The following is a 17,090-nucleotide window of genomic DNA, read 5'->3' as shown; positions in this document are numbered from 1 at the left end:
AGTCAGGAGCTGATCCTCCCGCATTGATGCCGCGCAAAAGCAGAGGCGAGATGGGTTTCTTGTGTGCACGATTGGAAGGACGGTTGGTATGCCGGAAGAATTGTCCAGTAATTGAAATCCTCTTGGAATGGTTGTGTCGTTGCAACATGAGGCGGATCGTCGCTCTTCCGATCACCGCCCGCATGTTTGACACTGAATGCGCTTTGGCAATCGTTCCGCGGCGGGGGGGCTTTCCCTGGTCCGATTCCCGTTTTATCGTCGTTCTTGATGGCACTGACGGGAAGCGAGTAGGCTGGCCACTTGTCCCATGAATCAATTTTCGGAACGGTGGTCCGTTGCGACCTAAGCCGGCCAAGGCAGTGAGTACGTCTTCAGCTGCGTGAATCCGCGCATCGCCTCGAGAATACCCTCCTTATAGCCGAGCCCAGATTGCTTGATACCGCCGAAGGGCGTCATTTCGGTCCGATAACCGGGGACTTCCCATACGTTCACGTTTCCGACGTCGAGACCATTGATCAGTCTGGTAACCTGATCAATCCTGTTCGAGCAAACGCCTGCGGAAAGTCCAAACTTGGTCGCGTTCGCGATTGATATGATCTGATCGATATCGTTTGGGCAACGGATGATTGGCAATACGGGGCCGAATGTTTCTTCAACAACAAGTTCGGAGGTTGCGCGAACATGATCCAGGAGCGTAGGTGGATAAAATGCCCCGTCAGGCTGGCTGCCGAATAGCCGAACCGCACCCTCATCGATGGCGCCGGCAACACGTCGAGCGATAAGCTGAGCGGCCTCTTGGCTGATCACGGTCCCGACGTTCACCAAGGGGTCGCTGGGGTCGCCCGTCACGAGCTGCCGCGTGTAATGGAGCGCACGATCGGCAAAATCGTCCGCGATCGTTTCGGCGACCAAAGCGCGCTTGACGGCTGTGCATCGTTGCCCCGAATTCTTGATTGCACCTTGGACAGCCAACTGCGCGGCACGTTCGGGATCAGCATCCTCAAGAACGATGATGGGGTCATTGCCTCCGAGCTCGAGGATGAGCTTCCGGTATCCGGCCCGCTCGGCAATGTATCGCCCGACGCAAACTGACCCTGTAAATGTGACCAGCTCCGCGTCCGGGTCGGTGAACATGGCATCTTCCAGCGACTGCGGAGTTCCCGTGAGAATTGAGAGCATCTCCTCTGGCAGTCCCTGTTCCAACAGGATCCTGCCAAGTGCCAGGGCCGTTAGTGGAGCTCGCTCGGACGGTTTGAGAACCACCCGGTTGTTTGTCGCAATGGCGGGAGCAAGTTTATGGCTGACAATATTGAGCGGATGATTGAATGGCGTGATGGCTGAGATCACACCGACAAGGGGCCTACGCATGGAAAAGATGCGTCGCTTATGAGGCGTTGTGCCGATATCACATGGATAAATCTCGCCCTCGCTCTGAACCATCGAGTGGGCGGCGAACGACCAGACGTCGTAGGCGCGTTTGGTCTCATGCAGGGCGTCTTTCAGGCAAAGACCAGTCTCCGACGTAATGAGCCGAGCAAGCTGATCTTGATCTCGTCTCACCGCGTTTGCGGTTCCGAGTAGAATATCTGTCCGTTCGCGTCGGCTCAGCTGAAGTCGAGTTCGGGCCGCGGCCTGAAAGGCTTTCCGTACATGTTCCGGTCGTGCCTGCGGCACTTTGCCGACCAGCATCCGCGTGAAAGGATTCCTCACTTCGATCGTCAGATCCGAATGGCAAGGCGAACCTGCTATGAGCATCGGATGATAGTCGTGATCGATATCAGGCATGGGATAGCTCAAGCAGGATGTGACAGAGGGATTGCTGGAATGTGCCGCGACTTCGTCGGATTGGAAGCCCTGGCCGCGGGGAGCCGACGGAAGTGGCTAATTGCTGGCAGGTTGCTTGGGAGAAGCCTGCCGATGCAGACCAGGCGCGGCAAGGCCCGTCTCGAATATGATGGCTCCCGGTGCATCACGATTTCCTTCTACTGTGCTGCAACTGGCTCGGCGCCGCGGTTGTAGAGCGCTCGCTGGAATGCGGTCTTGTTCTGAAGCGGCGAATAACGAGACGTGACGCGAGGAAGCAGTGAAGGATGTTGCCGATTGACCTTGCAAACGATGAAATGAGGGCCACGCGTACTCAAGCATTGCTGCGTCACTGCGATGAGATGATCTGACCGTTTGCAAAGAGCGGCCGTGCGATACCCGCAGGCAGAGGCAACTACGTCGAGAGATGATGTTCGCGAGGTCGAGAGCTGACCACCTGTTGAAACATAGCCTTCGTTGTCGAGCACCACGTGGATCAGATTGTTTGGACTTGCGTAGCCAATGGTCGAGAGAGCGCCCATATGCATTAAGACGCTGCCGTCTCCATCCAGTGCCAGGACGGTTCTCGCGGGCGCTGCAAGCGCGAGCCCTGCGGCGACCGCGCCACAATGGCCCATCGCGCCCTGGATATAGAGATTCAGCGGACGATCCTGGACGCGGAACAGCTCGCGAGAGATGAATCCGGACGTGGAAACAATGACGGTATCCGGGTCGATCTGCCTGCAAATCGATTCGATGGCCTCCCCAACACTGAGGCCATAGTCAGTCGTGCGAGGCGGTCGGTTTACTGCGCTGCAACTGGAAAGCTGGCCATTCCGAAAGAGCAGCGCAAAGGACGCCCCTTTTCGAATTAACTCCCCGCCACGCGCGATGGCGCGATCCGCGCCGGGATCTGTCCCGTCGAAGTCCCACCACTCAATAGAGAGCAAGTCCAAGAGAGCCATTGTCTTGGCCCCCATGATCTTGTGTTGTGGCTCGTCCGCAGGCTCGTCGGGGTGACCGCGGACTGATAGCAGGAGCAGGACCGGTATTTCGCTGACCATTAAAAATGACGTCAGCGGGTTGATGATGTTTCCGAAGCCGGAGTTCTGGAGTGCCACCACGGCTCGGCGGCCAGAGAGCACCGCGCCGGCGGCCAGGGCAACTGCACTGCCTTCGTTGGCTGCAGGGATCGCCAGGAATCCAGGCTGACGAGCCGCTTCGTCGAACAGGTCAGCAAAGTATGAACAGGGGACGCCGGAGAAAAGAGTGTACCCAGCCGTCCGGAGTTTCGACAACAGAACGTTGGTCTGAATCGGCATGTCGCACTCACAAATTGGCGAAGAGCAGCGGCAGCATCAGCGGCCGCCTCAAGCTATCCTAAATGTCAGGTGGGCTTTCGTGCGACAACGAGGCTGCGGTTGCAGATTGACTTATGGTAATCGACCTGCTGGAAGCCCGCCTTCTCAACCATCGCGCGCATGTCCTCGAAGCTGTAACAGCAACCCTCGTACCCTGTCGTCAGCAGCACGGAATATTCTGCTTCAGCAGCCGGAGAGGGCGCTCCTCCACGGTCGTCGGGGTGGCAGCTGAAAATTGCAACGCGCCCGCCGGCATCAAGAGCGTCGTAAGACTTGTTCAGGAGCAGGCGGACCTTGTCTGATCCCCAATTATGAAGAACGTGCGAATAAAGATGGACGCTTGCGCCCCTTGGCAGGGGATCAACGAACATGTCTCCAGCAATCACTCGGGCGCGATCCGGGTAAAGATTGCGATCCGTGAGGCATCGCCGCGCGAGCTGGTCAACGGGTGGCCGTTCCAAAATGGTTGCTGTGAGTGCGGGATAGCGCATGAGCAAATAGGCGGAATACACACCCGATCCACCGCCCAGGTCGAGGACAGAACTGTCGTTCGTGCAGTCAAGAAGAGTTGCAAGGTGAGGAGCAAAAACTCGTCCTCGTTCTTCCATCCCGCGTGTATTCAGGTCAGCGAACTCGTCGGTCTGCATCAGCGCGTCCCAGCTCTTCGTCACCCCACTTTCGACGTGCCAGGTGTTGGTGCCGCCATCTCGCAAAAGTTCGTAAAGTTCGCGCACCGAAGGCTTGTACTTCATCGTAGCGATATAGGATGCGACGCTATCCGGGGAGTTTCCACTCAGATAACGAACGGCCGCGGCGGTTGCGTGCAGCCGGCCGGCCTCTCTGGTGATGAGGCCCCAGGATTCGAAGAGGCGAAGCATGGTTCGCGTCGGACGGTCTCGAAGGGACAAATGGGTCCGAAGCTCCTCCTCCGTGACCGGGTGACCATCAAGGTAGGTAAAAAGATCAAGCCATGAGACTGCCGCGATATAAAGATCCGCGGCATAGGAGCTGTCGCGCCACTTGATGATCTGCGCAATGTTCGGCGCGCAGTCCAGGTCATCGGGCGAGCCTTGGGACTTCAAAGCGGTTCCAGATGATGCAGCAGATGATTGCATGGTCGCATGTCTCTTTAAATGAAAGTGCATTCAGCAGCAGATGATGTCGCTCATCAGGCCGGCAAACCTCTCATCGCTGAGAAAGCTGGGGCGGCAACGAACGACACTAAAGGCGCGGTAACTCGGGACAGACCGATCGGCAGACCGAGAACAAGGATCTCCGGTGGCATCTGAGGCCTGCGATCGGCGAATGCGCGTCCGATTCAGTATACGTTTCCATGAGGTGGAGGGCTCCTGTTTGCATGTGGACCGCTGACGGCGCCTTGTTGTAGCGCTCGTCTTAGTCTGCAGTGACACACGTCTTTACGCGCGATCAATTGCGAGCGTTGGTAGTTGACGACGAGGTGTGGAGCGACAGGCTGCCACCATCTGAGAGTGGTGCTACATTCGTCCATTTTATCCTGCGCGGCAGATAGCCGAACGCAAGCCGACGCTTTGTCTCGTTTCGAACGGTTTGTAATAATCGGTCCAATGTGCTTTTGCGTCGAGCGAGATGCAGAGTCTATCCGCCCTTGTCTTGCGTTATGAATCGCGCGCGACGTGATTGGTACGATTGTTGCTGTGTTGGCGTCCTCTACGAGCGAAGAGATCGCAAATGGTTTTGTCTGCATTGAGGTATTCCCATGTTCTACATAAATTCGGCAATTCATTCAGCCGTGGACAGCCAAGCGCCGGCCACTTGATGAACATTTTGAGTCTTCGAGCTGGATGTTGAGTGTCCTCGTCATTGTCACTCGGGTTCACGTGTTTTCCGCAATGCTCGGGCGCGGTTCCGAGTGCCGGTTCAAGAACGGGCTCTTGATCGCTCTACCACGATCGCCGGAATAGCCATGGCCTGCTAGGCGGCGGCAACGCTCGCTCGTCGAGACGCGAATTCGGCGAGTGAAGTTTTGGGGCATGGTATGGACAACAAAAGGAAAAAGTCTCCGGGGGTATTGTCGCATCTGAGGGTGATCGAGATCGGCAGCTCCGACGCAAGCAGCTATTGCGCGCGATTGTTCGCAGATTTTGGCGCTGATGTTCAGAAGATCGAGCCGCCGGGAGGAGATCGAATCCGCCGTACTGCGCCACTCACTCCCAAGGGCCAAAGCGCGTGGTTTGCATTTCTCAATTTCAACAAATCGAGCACGATCATCGATCCTGCTGAGGCGGGCGCGATCGCCCGACTAACCGCACTGATCGAGGATTGCGATGTCCTGATCGATGGTCGGGATGTTGATCCCGCGGATTGCCCGCCCATCGATATCGTTGCGATCCGTGAGCACCACCCCGGCTTGATCCATTTGGAGGCGAGCTGGTTCGGCCGTTGCGGACCCTATGCAGACTTTGCAGCAACGGACTCGACAATCCGTGCTCTTGCTGGCCTCATCAAGCTGATTGGACCGGCAGAGGGACCCCCTTCACACGCTCCAGATTTCCAGACCGGGGTTCTTGCCGGCCTTTGGGGCTTTATTGCCGCTGCTTCTTCGGTGATGGCTCGAATGCGCGGGAAACAGGGCCGGAGGTGGTCACTCAGCATCTTCGAATCGAGCCTTGCTCTTAGCGAATACCTCATCTTTGAAGCATCAGCGCACGGCGACGTCGTACGCCGTCTTGGCCTCAATCGGTTCTGGCCGGTCTTTCCGGCGGGAATTTACGAAACAAAAAGCGGATGGCTCGGCGTCACAGCCTTCACACCCGCTCAGTGGAGAGCGTTTTGCGATATGCTTGGGCTTTCCGAACTTGGAAACAATCGGGATCTGCTCCTCGGCAAGGATCGTCTGCAAGACATTGAACGGATCGAACAACAGATCGTACCGCGACTGCAAACGCGTACGGCGCAGCAGTGGTTTACCGAGGGGCTTAAACGCAAGATCCCTATCGTCCCGGTTCCCCAGATGTCTGGTCTTCTCCGGGACACCGAGAAGAAAAGCCGCGGGGCGATCGTTCCGGTTCCCCTTGGCGAAGAAGATGGCCTGACCGTCGGCTCGATGCAGCGGTTGACGTTAACGCCGCCCCGCCAAGGAGGGAGGGTACCGGCTCTGGGCGAACGGCAGGCTATCGCGAACGTACGGAGGCGTCTGCCTTCACCTTCAGCGGCCTCCGATGGCGCCGGACGGCCCCCGTTGGATGGGGTTCGGGTGATAGACTTCTCGATGGGCTGGTCAGGACCGTTGTGTACGCGCATTCTGGCCGATCTTGGTGCAGACGTCATCAAGATCGAGAGCATCCAACGTCCGGATTGGTGGCGCGGCGTTGACCGACGCCGAGCTTTCGTCGAAGACAAGATGTATGAGCGGGCACCATGTTTTTGTATCATGAACCGCGGCAAACGCGGCATGACACTCGACCTCACGCGGCCACGAGGTCTCGCTCTTGTTAAGCGCCTTTTGGCGACGGCCGATATTGTCGTCGATAATTATTCAGTCGATGTCCTGCCGAAGCTCGGATTAGGCTTTGATGTGCTCCGAGCGCTCAACCCTCGACTGGTTCAGCTGTCGATGTCCGCGTTTGGCGCCGATAGTATTTATCGCGATTGTCGCGCTTACGGCTCGACTCTCGAACAAGGCTCGGGCTTGCCGACTGTGGTGGGAAAGTCCGACATGCCGCCCGTGATGAGCCATGTTGCCTTCGGAGATGCTATCGGCGGCTTGAACGGCTGCGCCGCAATTCTGATCGCGCTGATTTGGGCCCGTGATACCGGGCAAGGACAGCTTATTGATCTTGCCCAGATCGAGTGCATGCTGCCATTTGCTGCACCCTGGCTCACTGTCCAGTCGATGGACAGTGTACCGCCGAAAAGGTACGGCAACCGACATCCGCAGTTCGTGCCTCACGGCTGCTTTCGATGCGCGGGCGAGGATAACTGGCTTATCGTAGCCGCAACCGACAACGAGATGTGGCAGAGGCTTGCCATTCTTATTGGTCGACGAGACTGGGCCATGGACGCATCGCTTCATTCTGCGGACGCCCGCCGTCACATCGAGGGCGACATCGAAGACGCTATCGAAGCCTGGACGCGTAGCCGAGATGCCGATCAGTCGATGCTCGAATTGCAGAGGGTCAAGATTGCGTCCGGCGTAGCTCGGCACCCGGTCGACCTACTTTGGGATCCCCATCTCAGCTCGCGTGCATTTCTGCAGCAAGTCGAACGCCCCTTCATCGGCGCGCATCGACAGCCATCGATGCCGATCCGCGAAGGGGCAGGACCTTATGCCATTCGTGCAGCAGCGCCGACATTGGGGCAGCACAACAGCGAGATCCTGACTTGGCTTCTCAAGCTCTCCGACAGCGATGTGGCTGAGCTCGCGCGAGAAGGCATCATCGGGACGACAATGCTATGCGAGGGAAGCTGAAGCCAAAGGGCGCGTCTGCAGGATGATCGGCCAGGTATTGGGTCCGGGAGCGGCAGTCAGTGTGATGATAACGGCACGATCTCGCGTCCTGAGAGATAGCCGTGAGCGGACGACAAAAGATTCACATGGCCGGTGCGAAAAGGTTCGCCTGACATAGTCTGACCCAGCCTGTGCCGATCTCACGGGGTGCGCGCTTCAAGCGAGCAGCTGTGGGATCCTTGAAACATATAGCTAAGCGAGCATGCCATTATGTCAGATCGATCAGGCCCAAACCGCGTTATCATCGTTCTGTTTGGGGGGCTTCGACCCGATCTTATAAGTCCATCGCGGACGCCGAACCTGGATAGACTGCGGCGCCGCGGTACTATGCTCGCGCGTCAGCGCACCATCTATCCCAGCGAGACCCGGGTTTCACTGACGAGCCTGATCACCGGCGTGACGCCGGATCGTCATGGCATTGTCGGAAACAGCTTTCTCGACCGCGTGGCCGCAGCGCCGCGCTTGATCGATACGAGCGATGACCGCCTGGTCGAGGACCTCGATGCCGCGAGCTGCGGCCATCTGGTCGGCGTGCCGTCGCTGGGCGAGATCCTTGCGACAAACGGCAAGACGTTTGCGGTTCTCGCCTCCAATTCGGCCGGGGCAACTCGCCTGCTGAGCCATAAGGCTCGATCTCTCAGCCAAGTGACGCTGTCCGGTCATTTCCCTCGTGTCTCAACATCGGCCGCAATGCTCGAAAGGGTCGAGGCGCGGCTTGGGCCAACGCCCGCGCCGACGCCTTTCGGGACGCCCGATCTTTCCGCTCAAGCCTTTGTAACATCGGCGTTGCTCGACGAGGTCTGGCCTCAAATTCAGCCCGATGTCGCAATTCTCTCCTTTGGCGAGCCTGATACCACCTCGCATTATTGCGGAATCGGCGCGACGCGGTCTCTGGAGGTGATCGGCTTTCTCGACCGCCAATTTGGCCGGCTGCTTGAATGGTGGGAATCTGAAGGGGCACCGCAGGGCGTGCACCTCATGGTGGCATCCGATCATGGCCAAGTCACAGTGCATGCGCAGGCTGATCTCTTCGACACGTTGAAGGCGACTGGCGTGCGTTGTGGCCAAGTACCGGGACCTGGGATTGAAGCGGTCGTCCTATCAGGTCAGGTTGGTGCCATCTACCTGTCGGAGCCATCCGACCGGGCCATCTGCCGCACGGTCGCGGCAATGATGGAACGGCCTTGGTGTGGTCCGGTTCTTACGGCCGCGAGATGCGGGGAGGATGGGATAGCCCCAGGTAGCCTCGCTCGCCATCTGGTCTTCGCCGATCATCCCCGGTCGGCTGACATACTGTTTTCGTATCGTGCCGACGATGGTCTCGATCCCTTTGGCTTTCCCGGCCATTGCTGGAGCCCGAATTGGCCGGTCGGGCTCGGTGTGCACGGCGGGCTGCATCCTAAGGAAATGTCCTCGCTCGCCATCCTGGCGGGCCCTCTGATCAGAAGCGGCGTGGAATCGCACGTACCTTCAAATATCTGCGATTTTGCGCCGACCGTGCTCAGCCTGCTTGGCATTTCACGGCCGTCCACGATGAGCGGACGCGTGCTCGCGGAGGCGCTTATCTTCGGTGCAAAAGATCCTCAAACCATCGAGACGGTTCATACGGCGAGAGCTGGGGGATACCGGCAGGAGCTGCGTCGCGTGCAGGTTGGCTCAACAATCTACGTCGATTCGGCAAGTGTTGTTTAACCCATCACCGAAAGGGACCGTGCGGCGAGGCGCCGGCCCCTGCAAAAAAGTCACCGATCTCCTAGCCCCGCCTCTCCGGTATCAGGACCGCAAACTGCAAGCATCAACCGTCGCCGATGGGCTAGATGGCCTCGGCTTTGGCCCTTAAAGGTCCACTCTCAGTCATGTTGGCGGATTGAAAAAGAAAGCTGTGCCGTTTTCTTTCGGGGACGCATAGCACAAGAAGGTTTCATCGGCTTTGGCAGAGCCGGGCGGCCATGGCGGGCACAGAGCGTCATGAGCTGGCCCAGCTTTTGCTCCGTCACTGGTCAAGACCTGCATGGTTCCACCTGACAAGGCTGGAAGGGGCACCATGGCCAGATGCTGAGATGACTGAAGCCTTGGACGATTCAAAACGCCCTTCACACAAGCCTGTAGCGATGAGCTCGGTTCAGGAATTGCTGCGAGCTCAAGCCCGTCGGCGACGAGCGTGCATGACATATCACACGAGGCGAAAAAACATGCCCGGTGCCAGCACCGCCAATACAAGACCCTCGATTGCCCCGAAGCCGTCAGCTGGCCGAATATTTTTCCTCGAGGTCAGCACCAACCGCATTCAGGCCATGGATCCGGATGGCTCTAATCGAAAGGTGATTGTCACCGATTGTCAGCTTCCCGACGGTCTTGCGATCGATGTCCGTGCCGGTCACGTCTATTGGACCAATATGGGTTCGGCGATCGATGTCAACGACGGCTCAATCGAACGGGCTGACATTGATGGAAGGGCTCGGACAGTGATTGTCCCACGCGGTGCGACATTCACGCCAAAGCAGATCCAACTCGATCAAAAGAACGCCAAGCTCTACTGGTGCGACCGCGAAGGAATGCGCGTGATGCGCTGCAATCTCGATGGGTCAGAGATCGAGACGCTCATCGAAGCCGGCCGAGGGGAAGTCGATCGATGGGATGCAACCAGATGGTGTATTGGCATCACCATCGATACCGAGCGTCAGCAAATGTATTGGACGCAAAAAGGTCCTGAAAATGCCGGGCGGGGCCGGATCTTTCGGGCCAACACCGACATTCCAAACGGCGAGGAACCGGCAAATCGCTCGGATGTCGAGTTGCTCTATGGCGGTCTGCCGGAGCCGATTCACCTGGAGTTCGATCAGTCAAATCGCGTCCTTTATTGGACCGACCGCGGCGATCCTCCCCGCGGCAACACGGTCAATCGGGCACGACCGGATACCGATTGTGGTCCAGAAATCCTGATCACGCACCTCATGGAAGGGATCGGCATAGCCCTCAACGTTCCAGGTAACGAGATGTTCGTCACTGACCTCGCCGGATCGATCTATTCGGCGGATCTGGATGGAAAGAACAAACGCAATTTGCTCTGGTCCCAGGGCAATTTCACCGGTATCGCATTTGCCGAAATCTAACCATCCCCTTAGACGAATGCCATGGCCTGATCCAACGAGGCCGGTGCACGCTCGCCACGCCTACGTTTGCGCGTGCGCCGATCTGCGAAGTCAGGTCCGGCGGGGCAGATGGCAGCGATTGAACTGGCACCATAGGTAGACCGCGCGCCCACGCAAATCGTCGCGGGCAAGATGCGTAAGCCGCCGAGCTCTGTGCGGAATTGCCGACCTCGCACCGGAAAGCTGGCGAGGGGTTCATGCGACGGAGGACAAGAGGACATTCAAGATGACGTTCGAGAAAAAGGTCATTCTCACGATCGCTCCAACGGGCGGAGTTGTGAAGAAATCGCAAAACCCGCATTTGCCGACGCAACCCGCCGAGATCGCCGAGGACGTGTACCGGTGCCACGGAGCAGGGGCGTCAATCGTGGCGCTGCATGCGCGCAGAGCGGACGACGGTGCGACCTGCAATCCGGAGATCTACCGGGACATCAACGCGCGAATATCGGCAAAGTGCGACATCATCATCAACAATAGCACGGGTGGTGGCATCGATGGAGACATGGTGCGGCCGATCGAGCCTGGTCTTGACGAAGTCATATTCGCAGAGCGCCTCAAAGGTCTCAAGGCTGGCGCCGAAATGGCGACATTTGACGCTCACACGGTTCTCGCCAGTTTCAACGGACGCGAGGTCTTGATGAACACCTCGCCGAGCCGGTGCGACATCATGGCAAGATGCTTTCAGGAATCGGGCATCAAGCCCGAATGGGAATGCTTTTCGCTCGCTCACCTTCTTCAAGATCCCACGCGCCTGATCAATGAAGGGATCGACAGGCCCCCATATTGGTTCAACTTCGTCCTTGGCGCCGATCGCGCAATCCAGGGGGGATTGCCTTATACGCCTCGGATCCTCGACATGCTCATCAGCAATCTGCCGAAAGACGCTATGTTTTGCGTCAGCGGGGTCGGTCGCGCCCAGTTGCCCGCAACGATTCACGCAGTGCTCGCCGGCGGTCACGTGCGTGTTGGCCTGGAAGACAATTTGTACCTTGAACAGGGAGTACTTGCCACCAATGTAGGGCTCGTCGAGAAAACGGTGCGCGCCATTCGAGACATTGGTCATGAGCCCGCCACACCAGCTGAAGCTCGCGCGGCGCTTGGACTTGCGAGACGGAATCATTCTGCACAGCCGTCCAGTTCTGCCGCTCGGGAGCAGGACGATAACTTGAGCTTGGAGGCGCCCTATCGCGCCTTGGACTAGCGATACCTTTGGTTCACGTCGTTCCGCCTTCGATTCACTGAGCCGTGCTGCTCCGGGACGAACGAGGTTGCCGGCTACGGAAGGAGAACGAGATGGCGGACTGCGAGACAAGGTCCGCCCTGGTCGTCAGCGCTGTTGCCAAAAACACGCGGCGGCTTTTAACCCTTTTGGTACTTGGCTATCTCTTCAATAACATTGATCGCAGTAGCGTCGGCATCGCCGCGCTGCAAATGAACAGTGCCATCGGCTTGAGTCCTGGCCAATTCGGCTGGGGCGCAGGAATTCTCTTTGTCAGTTATTGCGTGCTGGAAGTGCCCAGCAACATGATCATGTATCGCTTGGGAGCGCGCCGCTGGTTCGCTCGCATCATGATCACCTGGGGTCTTGCGGCAGCCTCGACGGCATTTGTGGTCGGGCCGTACAGTTTCTATCTGGTCCGTTTGCTGCTGGGAGCATTTGAATCAGGCTTCTTCCCTGGCGTGATTTGGTACCTTTCGATCTGGTTTCCGGTGCGATCACGAACGCGGGCGCTCGCTTGGTTCATGGCTGCAACACCCCTGTCCTCCCTGGTCGGCAACCCTCTCTCTGCCGGCCTACTCCAAATGGATGGACTTTGGGGACTGGCCGGCTGGCAATGGATGTTCGTGCTTGAGGGCCTTCCAACCTGCCTTCTCGGCATCCTCTGCTTCGTTCTGCTTGCCGACAAGCCGACCGAGGCGTGGTGGCTGACGCCTTCAGAGCGGGAAGCGCTGCTCCAAGAACTCGCCATGGAAGAGCATGCGAACGTCAAAAAGGACTTTTGGCCCGCAATGAAGGATATCCGTGTCTTGATGCTGACGGGCATTGTGTTCGCTTTCACGATCGGCTCATTCGGAATTGGGATCTGGCTTCCTCTGATTCTAAAGGCTCACGACATAAGCGATATGCAGGTGGGGTGGCTCTCGGCCGTGCCATATCTTTTTGTAAGCGGTGGCATGTTGGTCTGGGCCGGGCTTGTCGATCGCAAGGGGTCCAAGATCTACCATCTGATGGCTGCGTTGATGCTCGGCGCAGTTGGTCTCGTCCTTTCGGCGGTCCTCTCGTCTCTCGTGCCCACGCTTGCATGCTTAACGCTGGCTCTTGTCGGCACGATCTCTGCGCGGACGATCCTTTACACGATGCCGCAGAGCTTTCTGACCGGTGCGGCTGCTGCCGGCGGTATTGCTTTCATCAATTCTATCGGCGCCTTTGGTGCGTTCGTTGGGCCTTACATGGTCGGCTCGCTGAAGGATGCGACGGGATCCTTTAGCGCCGGCATGATCGGAATGGCCACGATCTTGGTTGTTGCGACCGTCATTGCGGGCAGAATGAGAGGGGTGGTTTGACCTTGGCGCTCGCCGAAACTGCGATCAGGTAGCCGCGCCTCATGGCGCGGAGCACATCTAAGCCATACCGGGTGATCTCGACCAGCGCGCGCACCACCGCTCCACGCATTTCGATGATGATCGCCATTGGGGTGCTCTTGTCGCTTTAGTCTCGCCTGCGCGAGGGGGAGCTCCTCGCTGCTTGACTACGACCAGACCATCATCGGCGTGGCTGAGGGCGGCGCTTGCGCCCCTTGGGCACACAGAACCGAGGTTCCGGCGCGATGCCAGGCCGCCACGCCACGTCCAGCACGACTTCGCGCAGCGCATACGCCTCCGCGACGTTCATCCCGCGCCGCTCTATCGCCGGCGAATGGCCCGCCTCGACCTCGACGTCCACCTTGCTTCGTTGCTGCGAAGCGCCGATGATCGGGTCACTTACGTGTCAAATACGGTGTCGGTGAGGAGGTCGGCAGGGGTCCGTTGCGCGATGACTTCTCCTTTCTGGACCAGGAGCGCTCTGCCGACCAGCGATGCGAGGAAACTGAGGTCCTGGTCGGCGATGATCATCGCGGTCCTTTCAAGTCGGTGGATCGACAACAGGCATTCGGCGATCTCATCGGTCACCGACGGCTGGATGCCTTCTGTCAATTCGTCAAGGAGAAGAAGCCGCGGCGACCTAACCATGGTGCGCGCGAGCGTTAGCAGTTGTCGTTCCCCGCCGCTCAAGGTGGCGCTGGGGCGGTCGAGAAGCCTCTCAAGCCGCGGAAACAGCGACATAATCTCGTTCACCGGCTTGGTATGGCCTGCGCCTGGCATCATACCTGCGAGCAGGAGATTTTCCTTGACGGTCAGGCCGGGGAATCCCGCTCCGCCCTGTGGGGTGTAGCCGAAGCCCATCCGGCTGCGCCGGTGCGCAGGAAAACCTTCGATCGCAAGGCCGTCCAGTTGGATCTTGCCGTCCTCAGCCGGAAGCAGGCCCATGATGGTCTTGAGCAAGGTTGTTTTGCCCATCCCATTCAGGCCGACGAGACCTAAGATTTCCTGAGCCGCGAGGTCGAAACTTAGTCCGCGCAAAACGCGCGTCTTGCCATAGCCAGCGCTCAACCGATCAACCTTTAGCATGGGCTGCGTCCCTCCTTCGGCCGAGGTAGATGTCCCGAACGGTTTCGTTCGCCTCAATCCTGTCCATGCTGTCCTCCACCAGCACCTTTCCCCTGTGTAGGACCGTGACCTTTTGGGCGAGGCGGGCGATGAACTCGAGATCGTGCTCGACCACGATCACCGTGGCACGGGCGTTGAGCCGCTTGATGATGTCGACCGTCTTCAGCATCTCCTCGCGTGTCATGCCCGCAGTTGGCTCGTCCAGAAGAGCAAGGCGCGGATCGCTGGCGAGCAGCATGCCGAGCTCGCACCATTGGCGATGCGCGTGCGAAAGGGTCGCAGCCGGTCGTTCCGCAAGAAAATTGTCGAAGCCGATCTCGGCGAGAACCAAATCAACGACGTTTTCCAACTCGCGCTTCGTGAGTTTCCTTCGTTGCGCGGCCAACCGTATATTCTCGCGGACGTCAAGATTGGCGTAGATGCTCGGGATCTGATTCTTGATCGCGATGCCCAAGCGGGCAATGCGGTGGGTCGGCAGGCCCTGAAGATCGCGGCCGTCGAACAGAACATGCCCGCTGGTCGGCTGGTGTTGGTGCGTGAGGCATTTGAACAATGTACTTTTGCCAGCACCATTTGGGCCAATCAGGCAGCGGATTTCGCCGACATCTACGACCAGGTCCACGCCGTCAACTGCGGCAACGCCCCCGAAGCGTTTCACGAGCCCGCGGGTTGCGAGAATGGGGACGCCGCTCATGCCGGCTTCTCCTTCCGCCTAAAGATGCGCAAACGATATGAGAGCCTTATGTTTGCCATCCGAACAATCATCGGCTGAAGGCCCTGCGGCGCCAGCAGGACGAATAAGATAATTGTCGCGCCGAAAATCAGCTCCGTGTTGAAAACCTGATTGGCACCAAGGTGGCTACTTAGAAGCTGAAAGGCGAAGCTTGCAACCACGGGGCCGACAAAGGTCCCAAGGCCGCCGGCAATAACCCACAGAACGAATTGCGAGGCTTGCGGAAGATCAAAGACGTTGGGGCTGACGAACCCCATCACCGCCGTGTAAAGCGTACCGCCGAACCCGGCAATGGCAGCACTTAAGGCAAAACCGGCGAGCTTGTAGAGGCGGATGTCGTAGCCCAAAAGCTCGCTGCGCAACTCGCTCTCGCGGACAGCCGTCATGATCCGACCGGCATCGCTCGACCGCACAAGCGCGAGCAGAACATAGGTCCCCGCCAGCGCCAGCAGGCAGATCGAAAAGGTCGCTTCCGGAGACAAGGAGGCCTGCGGATCGCCTGGCATATTGAGCGATGGGATCGCTGTGATGCCGTTAAAGCCCCCGAGCGGCACCGGCCCGATGTGAAACCAGGGATCCGCTGTCGATGTCATGAAAGAATAGAAGATCAACGTCACGCAGAGTGTGATGACGCCAAGATAGACGTCGCCAAGCCGGCTGAAAAACAAGCAGGAGCCAAGAACCAGCGAGAATATTACCGGCAGCAGGATCCCGATCAGCACTGCAAGCGTGCTGTCGCCAAAATTTGAGACCGCGATGGCATAGGCATATGCCCCGACGCCAAAAAGCACGGAATGTCCAAGGTTGAGGATCCCGAGCGTCCCCCAAACCAAGGCAAGTCCCAGCGCTGCAATCGCCATGGCCGAAAAGGCGGACAAATTGACGAGGTCGAATGGCTCCAGGACGAAGGGCCCGATCACAGCGACGGCCACGAGAGCGAACGGAAACAGCACATGTTTGATGTGGCGCAGCATGATGTTATTGCCCCCTGGTCCACAAACTGGAGACGCCGGTCGGGAACAGGCGCAAGATGATCACGGCCAAAAGTAAAAGCGAGGCTTGGCCGACGACCGGCGTTGCGAAATAGGACAGTAGCGCTTCCACCGGCCCAAGGATCGTTGCGGCTGACAGGACGCCCGTGATGACTGCCCCGCCGCCGCTGATCACCGTCACGAAGGCGCGGGCGACATAGGCAGCTCCCATATGCGGAAGCACGCCCGAGATCGGCGCAAGCAGCGCGCCGGACAGGCCGCTGATTGCCGCGCCGATGATGAAGGTGGTCGCGTAAACGCGATCGCAATCGACGCCGAGGGTCGCCGCCATGTCCGGATTCTGCATCGCAGCCCGCGCGATCAGCCCATATTTCGTCCAGTGCAGCGCCAACAAAGAGCCGACGACGAGCAGAGCCGTGATCGCGATCAGAAGCAGCTGGTAAGCGCCGATCGAGTAGGCGCCGATTGGAATATTGCCCAGCGGCGCGCTCACGCCCAATGTCGTGTTGCCGAAGATCGCTGTCACCGCGCCAATGAGGAAGAGGCTAAGTCCCCAGGTTGCCAGCATCGTGGTCACCAGATGACCATAGAGCCGCCGAATGATGAGGCGCTCGACCACAGCGCCGGTCAGGCCGACCATAATGGGCGAGACAACCAACATCGAAAGCCAAAGATTAACCCCGGCATGACTTGCAATCACGGTGGCGTAGCCGCCAAGCATGATGAATTCGCCATGAGCAAAATTGATGACGCGCATCATTCCGAAGATGACGGCAAGTCCGAGGCTAATCAGGGCAAGAAGCGCGATCGAATTGACCATCGCAAAACACAATATGACGAACTGGTCCATGA

13 protein-coding genes are annotated in these 17,090 nt (G+C 58.5%); 5 read left to right on the top strand and 8 right to left on the bottom strand.

The genetic code is table 11. The features are described 5' to 3' along the window. Nucleotides 1-342 precede the first annotated feature (342 nt). From phnY to P6U31_RS29555, 3 genes are all read right to left on the bottom strand, one after another. Nucleotides 343-1,785: a phosphonoacetaldehyde dehydrogenase gene (phnY, locus tag P6U31_RS29565; RefSeq protein WP_407185250.1), complete on the bottom strand. Its 1,443-nt coding sequence runs from the start codon at nucleotides 1,783-1,785 to the stop codon at nucleotides 343-345. A 197-nt stretch (nucleotides 1,786-1,982) separates the two neighbouring features. Continuing rightward, nucleotides 1,983-3,125, bottom strand: coding sequence for a phosphonopyruvate decarboxylase (gene aepY, locus P6U31_RS29560; RefSeq protein WP_407185249.1), 1,143 nt, complete (start codon nucleotides 3,123-3,125; stop codon nucleotides 1,983-1,985). A gap of 65 nt (nucleotides 3,126-3,190) precedes the next feature. Further along, a complete protein-coding gene (locus P6U31_RS29555; RefSeq protein WP_407185248.1) occupies nucleotides 3,191-4,279 on the bottom strand; it encodes a methyltransferase in 1,089 nt (362 codons plus the stop codon). Nucleotides 4,280-5,181: 902 nt separating this feature from the next. Between P6U31_RS29555 and P6U31_RS29550 the strand changes: the two genes are divergently transcribed. From P6U31_RS29550 to P6U31_RS29530, 5 genes are all read left to right on the top strand, one after another. Then, nucleotides 5,182-7,614 (top strand): CaiB/BaiF CoA transferase family protein, encoded by a 2,433-nt coding sequence (locus tag P6U31_RS29550; RefSeq protein WP_407185247.1) that lies wholly within the window; start codon nucleotides 5,182-5,184, stop codon nucleotides 7,612-7,614. 249 nt (nucleotides 7,615-7,863) lie between these two features. Further along, on the top strand, nucleotides 7,864-9,345 hold the full coding sequence (locus P6U31_RS29545) for an alkaline phosphatase family protein (RefSeq protein ID WP_407185246.1): 1,482 nt from the start codon (nucleotides 7,864-7,866) through the stop codon (nucleotides 9,343-9,345). A gap of 500 nt (nucleotides 9,346-9,845) precedes the next feature. Beyond that, nucleotides 9,846-10,766, top strand: coding sequence for a 3-hydroxyacyl-CoA dehydrogenase (locus P6U31_RS29540; RefSeq protein ID WP_407185245.1), 921 nt, complete (start codon nucleotides 9,846-9,848; stop codon nucleotides 10,764-10,766). Between the two features lie 265 nt (nucleotides 10,767-11,031). Next, nucleotides 11,032-12,006, top strand: coding sequence for a 3-keto-5-aminohexanoate cleavage protein (locus P6U31_RS29535; protein ID WP_407185244.1), 975 nt, complete (start codon nucleotides 11,032-11,034; stop codon nucleotides 12,004-12,006). 92 nt (nucleotides 12,007-12,098) lie between these two features. Continuing rightward, on the top strand, nucleotides 12,099-13,370 hold the full coding sequence (locus tag P6U31_RS29530) for an MFS transporter (protein ID WP_407185243.1): 1,272 nt from the start codon (nucleotides 12,099-12,101) through the stop codon (nucleotides 13,368-13,370). Here P6U31_RS29530 and P6U31_RS29525 read toward each other — a convergent pair. From P6U31_RS29525 to P6U31_RS29505, 5 genes are all read right to left on the bottom strand, one after another. Beyond that, on the bottom strand, nucleotides 13,339-13,497 hold the full coding sequence (locus P6U31_RS29525) for a hypothetical protein (protein WP_407185242.1): 159 nt from the start codon (nucleotides 13,495-13,497) through the stop codon (nucleotides 13,339-13,341). The genes P6U31_RS29530 and P6U31_RS29525 overlap by 32 nt on opposite strands. Before the next feature lie 290 nt (nucleotides 13,498-13,787). Then, the gene (locus P6U31_RS29520; RefSeq protein WP_407185241.1) at nucleotides 13,788-14,474 is read right to left on the bottom strand and encodes an ABC transporter ATP-binding protein; all 687 of its coding nucleotides are present in this window, start codon (nucleotides 14,472-14,474) and stop codon (nucleotides 13,788-13,790) included. Next, nucleotides 14,461-15,207, bottom strand: a complete 747-nt coding sequence (locus P6U31_RS29515; RefSeq protein WP_407185240.1) for an ATP-binding cassette domain-containing protein — start codon at nucleotides 15,205-15,207, stop codon at nucleotides 14,461-14,463. The genes P6U31_RS29520 and P6U31_RS29515 overlap by 14 nt, the downstream gene beginning before the upstream one ends. Then, nucleotides 15,204-16,220: a branched-chain amino acid ABC transporter permease gene (locus P6U31_RS29510; RefSeq protein ID WP_407185239.1), complete on the bottom strand. Its 1,017-nt coding sequence runs from the start codon at nucleotides 16,218-16,220 to the stop codon at nucleotides 15,204-15,206. The genes P6U31_RS29515 and P6U31_RS29510 overlap by 4 nt, the downstream gene beginning before the upstream one ends. A 4-nt stretch (nucleotides 16,221-16,224) precedes the next feature. Next, entirely contained in the window at nucleotides 16,225-17,088 is an 864-nt protein-coding gene (locus P6U31_RS29505) for a branched-chain amino acid ABC transporter permease (protein WP_407185238.1), read from the bottom strand. Between the last annotated feature and the right edge of the window lie 2 nt (nucleotides 17,089-17,090).

It is taken from the genome of Bradyrhizobium centrosematis (assembly GCF_045571495.1).
Classification (GTDB): Bacteria; Pseudomonadota; Alphaproteobacteria; order Rhizobiales; family Xanthobacteraceae; genus Bradyrhizobium; species Bradyrhizobium centrosematis.
The sequence above is the reverse complement of the archived record's forward strand: the minus strand, read 5'-3'. Positions and strand labels throughout refer to the sequence as shown.

Coding starts and splice junctions, on each gene's coding strand:
- P6U31_RS29555 (WP_407185248.1), bottom strand. CDS start 4,279: ATGCAATCATCTGCTGCATCATCTGGAACCGCTTTGAAGTCCCAAGGC.
- P6U31_RS29520 (WP_407185241.1), bottom strand. CDS start 14,474: ATGCTAAAGGTTGATCGGTTGAGCGCTGGCTATGGCAAGACGCGCGTT.
- P6U31_RS29535 (WP_407185244.1), top strand. CDS start 11,032: ATGACGTTCGAGAAAAAGGTCATTCTCACGATCGCTCCAACGGGCGGA.
- P6U31_RS29505 (WP_407185238.1), bottom strand. CDS start 17,088: ATGGACCAGTTCGTCATATTGTGTTTTGCGATGGTCAATTCGATCGCG.
- P6U31_RS29540 (WP_407185245.1), top strand. CDS start 9,846: ATGCCCGGTGCCAGCACCGCCAATACAAGACCCTCGATTGCCCCGAAG.
- P6U31_RS29545 (WP_407185246.1), top strand. CDS start 7,864: ATGTCAGATCGATCAGGCCCAAACCGCGTTATCATCGTTCTGTTTGGG.
- P6U31_RS29515 (WP_407185240.1), bottom strand. CDS start 15,207: ATGAGCGGCGTCCCCATTCTCGCAACCCGCGGGCTCGTGAAACGCTTC.
- P6U31_RS29525 (WP_407185242.1), bottom strand. CDS start 13,497: ATGGCGATCATCATCGAAATGCGTGGAGCGGTGGTGCGCGCGCTGGTC.
- phnY (WP_407185250.1), bottom strand. CDS start 1,785: ATGCCTGATATCGATCACGACTATCATCCGATGCTCATAGCAGGTTCG.
- P6U31_RS29550 (WP_407185247.1), top strand. CDS start 5,182: ATGGACAACAAAAGGAAAAAGTCTCCGGGGGTATTGTCGCATCTGAGG.
- P6U31_RS29530 (WP_407185243.1), top strand. CDS start 12,099: ATGGCGGACTGCGAGACAAGGTCCGCCCTGGTCGTCAGCGCTGTTGCC.
- P6U31_RS29510 (WP_407185239.1), bottom strand. CDS start 16,220: ATGCTGCGCCACATCAAACATGTGCTGTTTCCGTTCGCTCTCGTGGCC.
- aepY (WP_407185249.1), bottom strand. CDS start 3,125: ATGCCGATTCAGACCAACGTTCTGTTGTCGAAACTCCGGACGGCTGGG.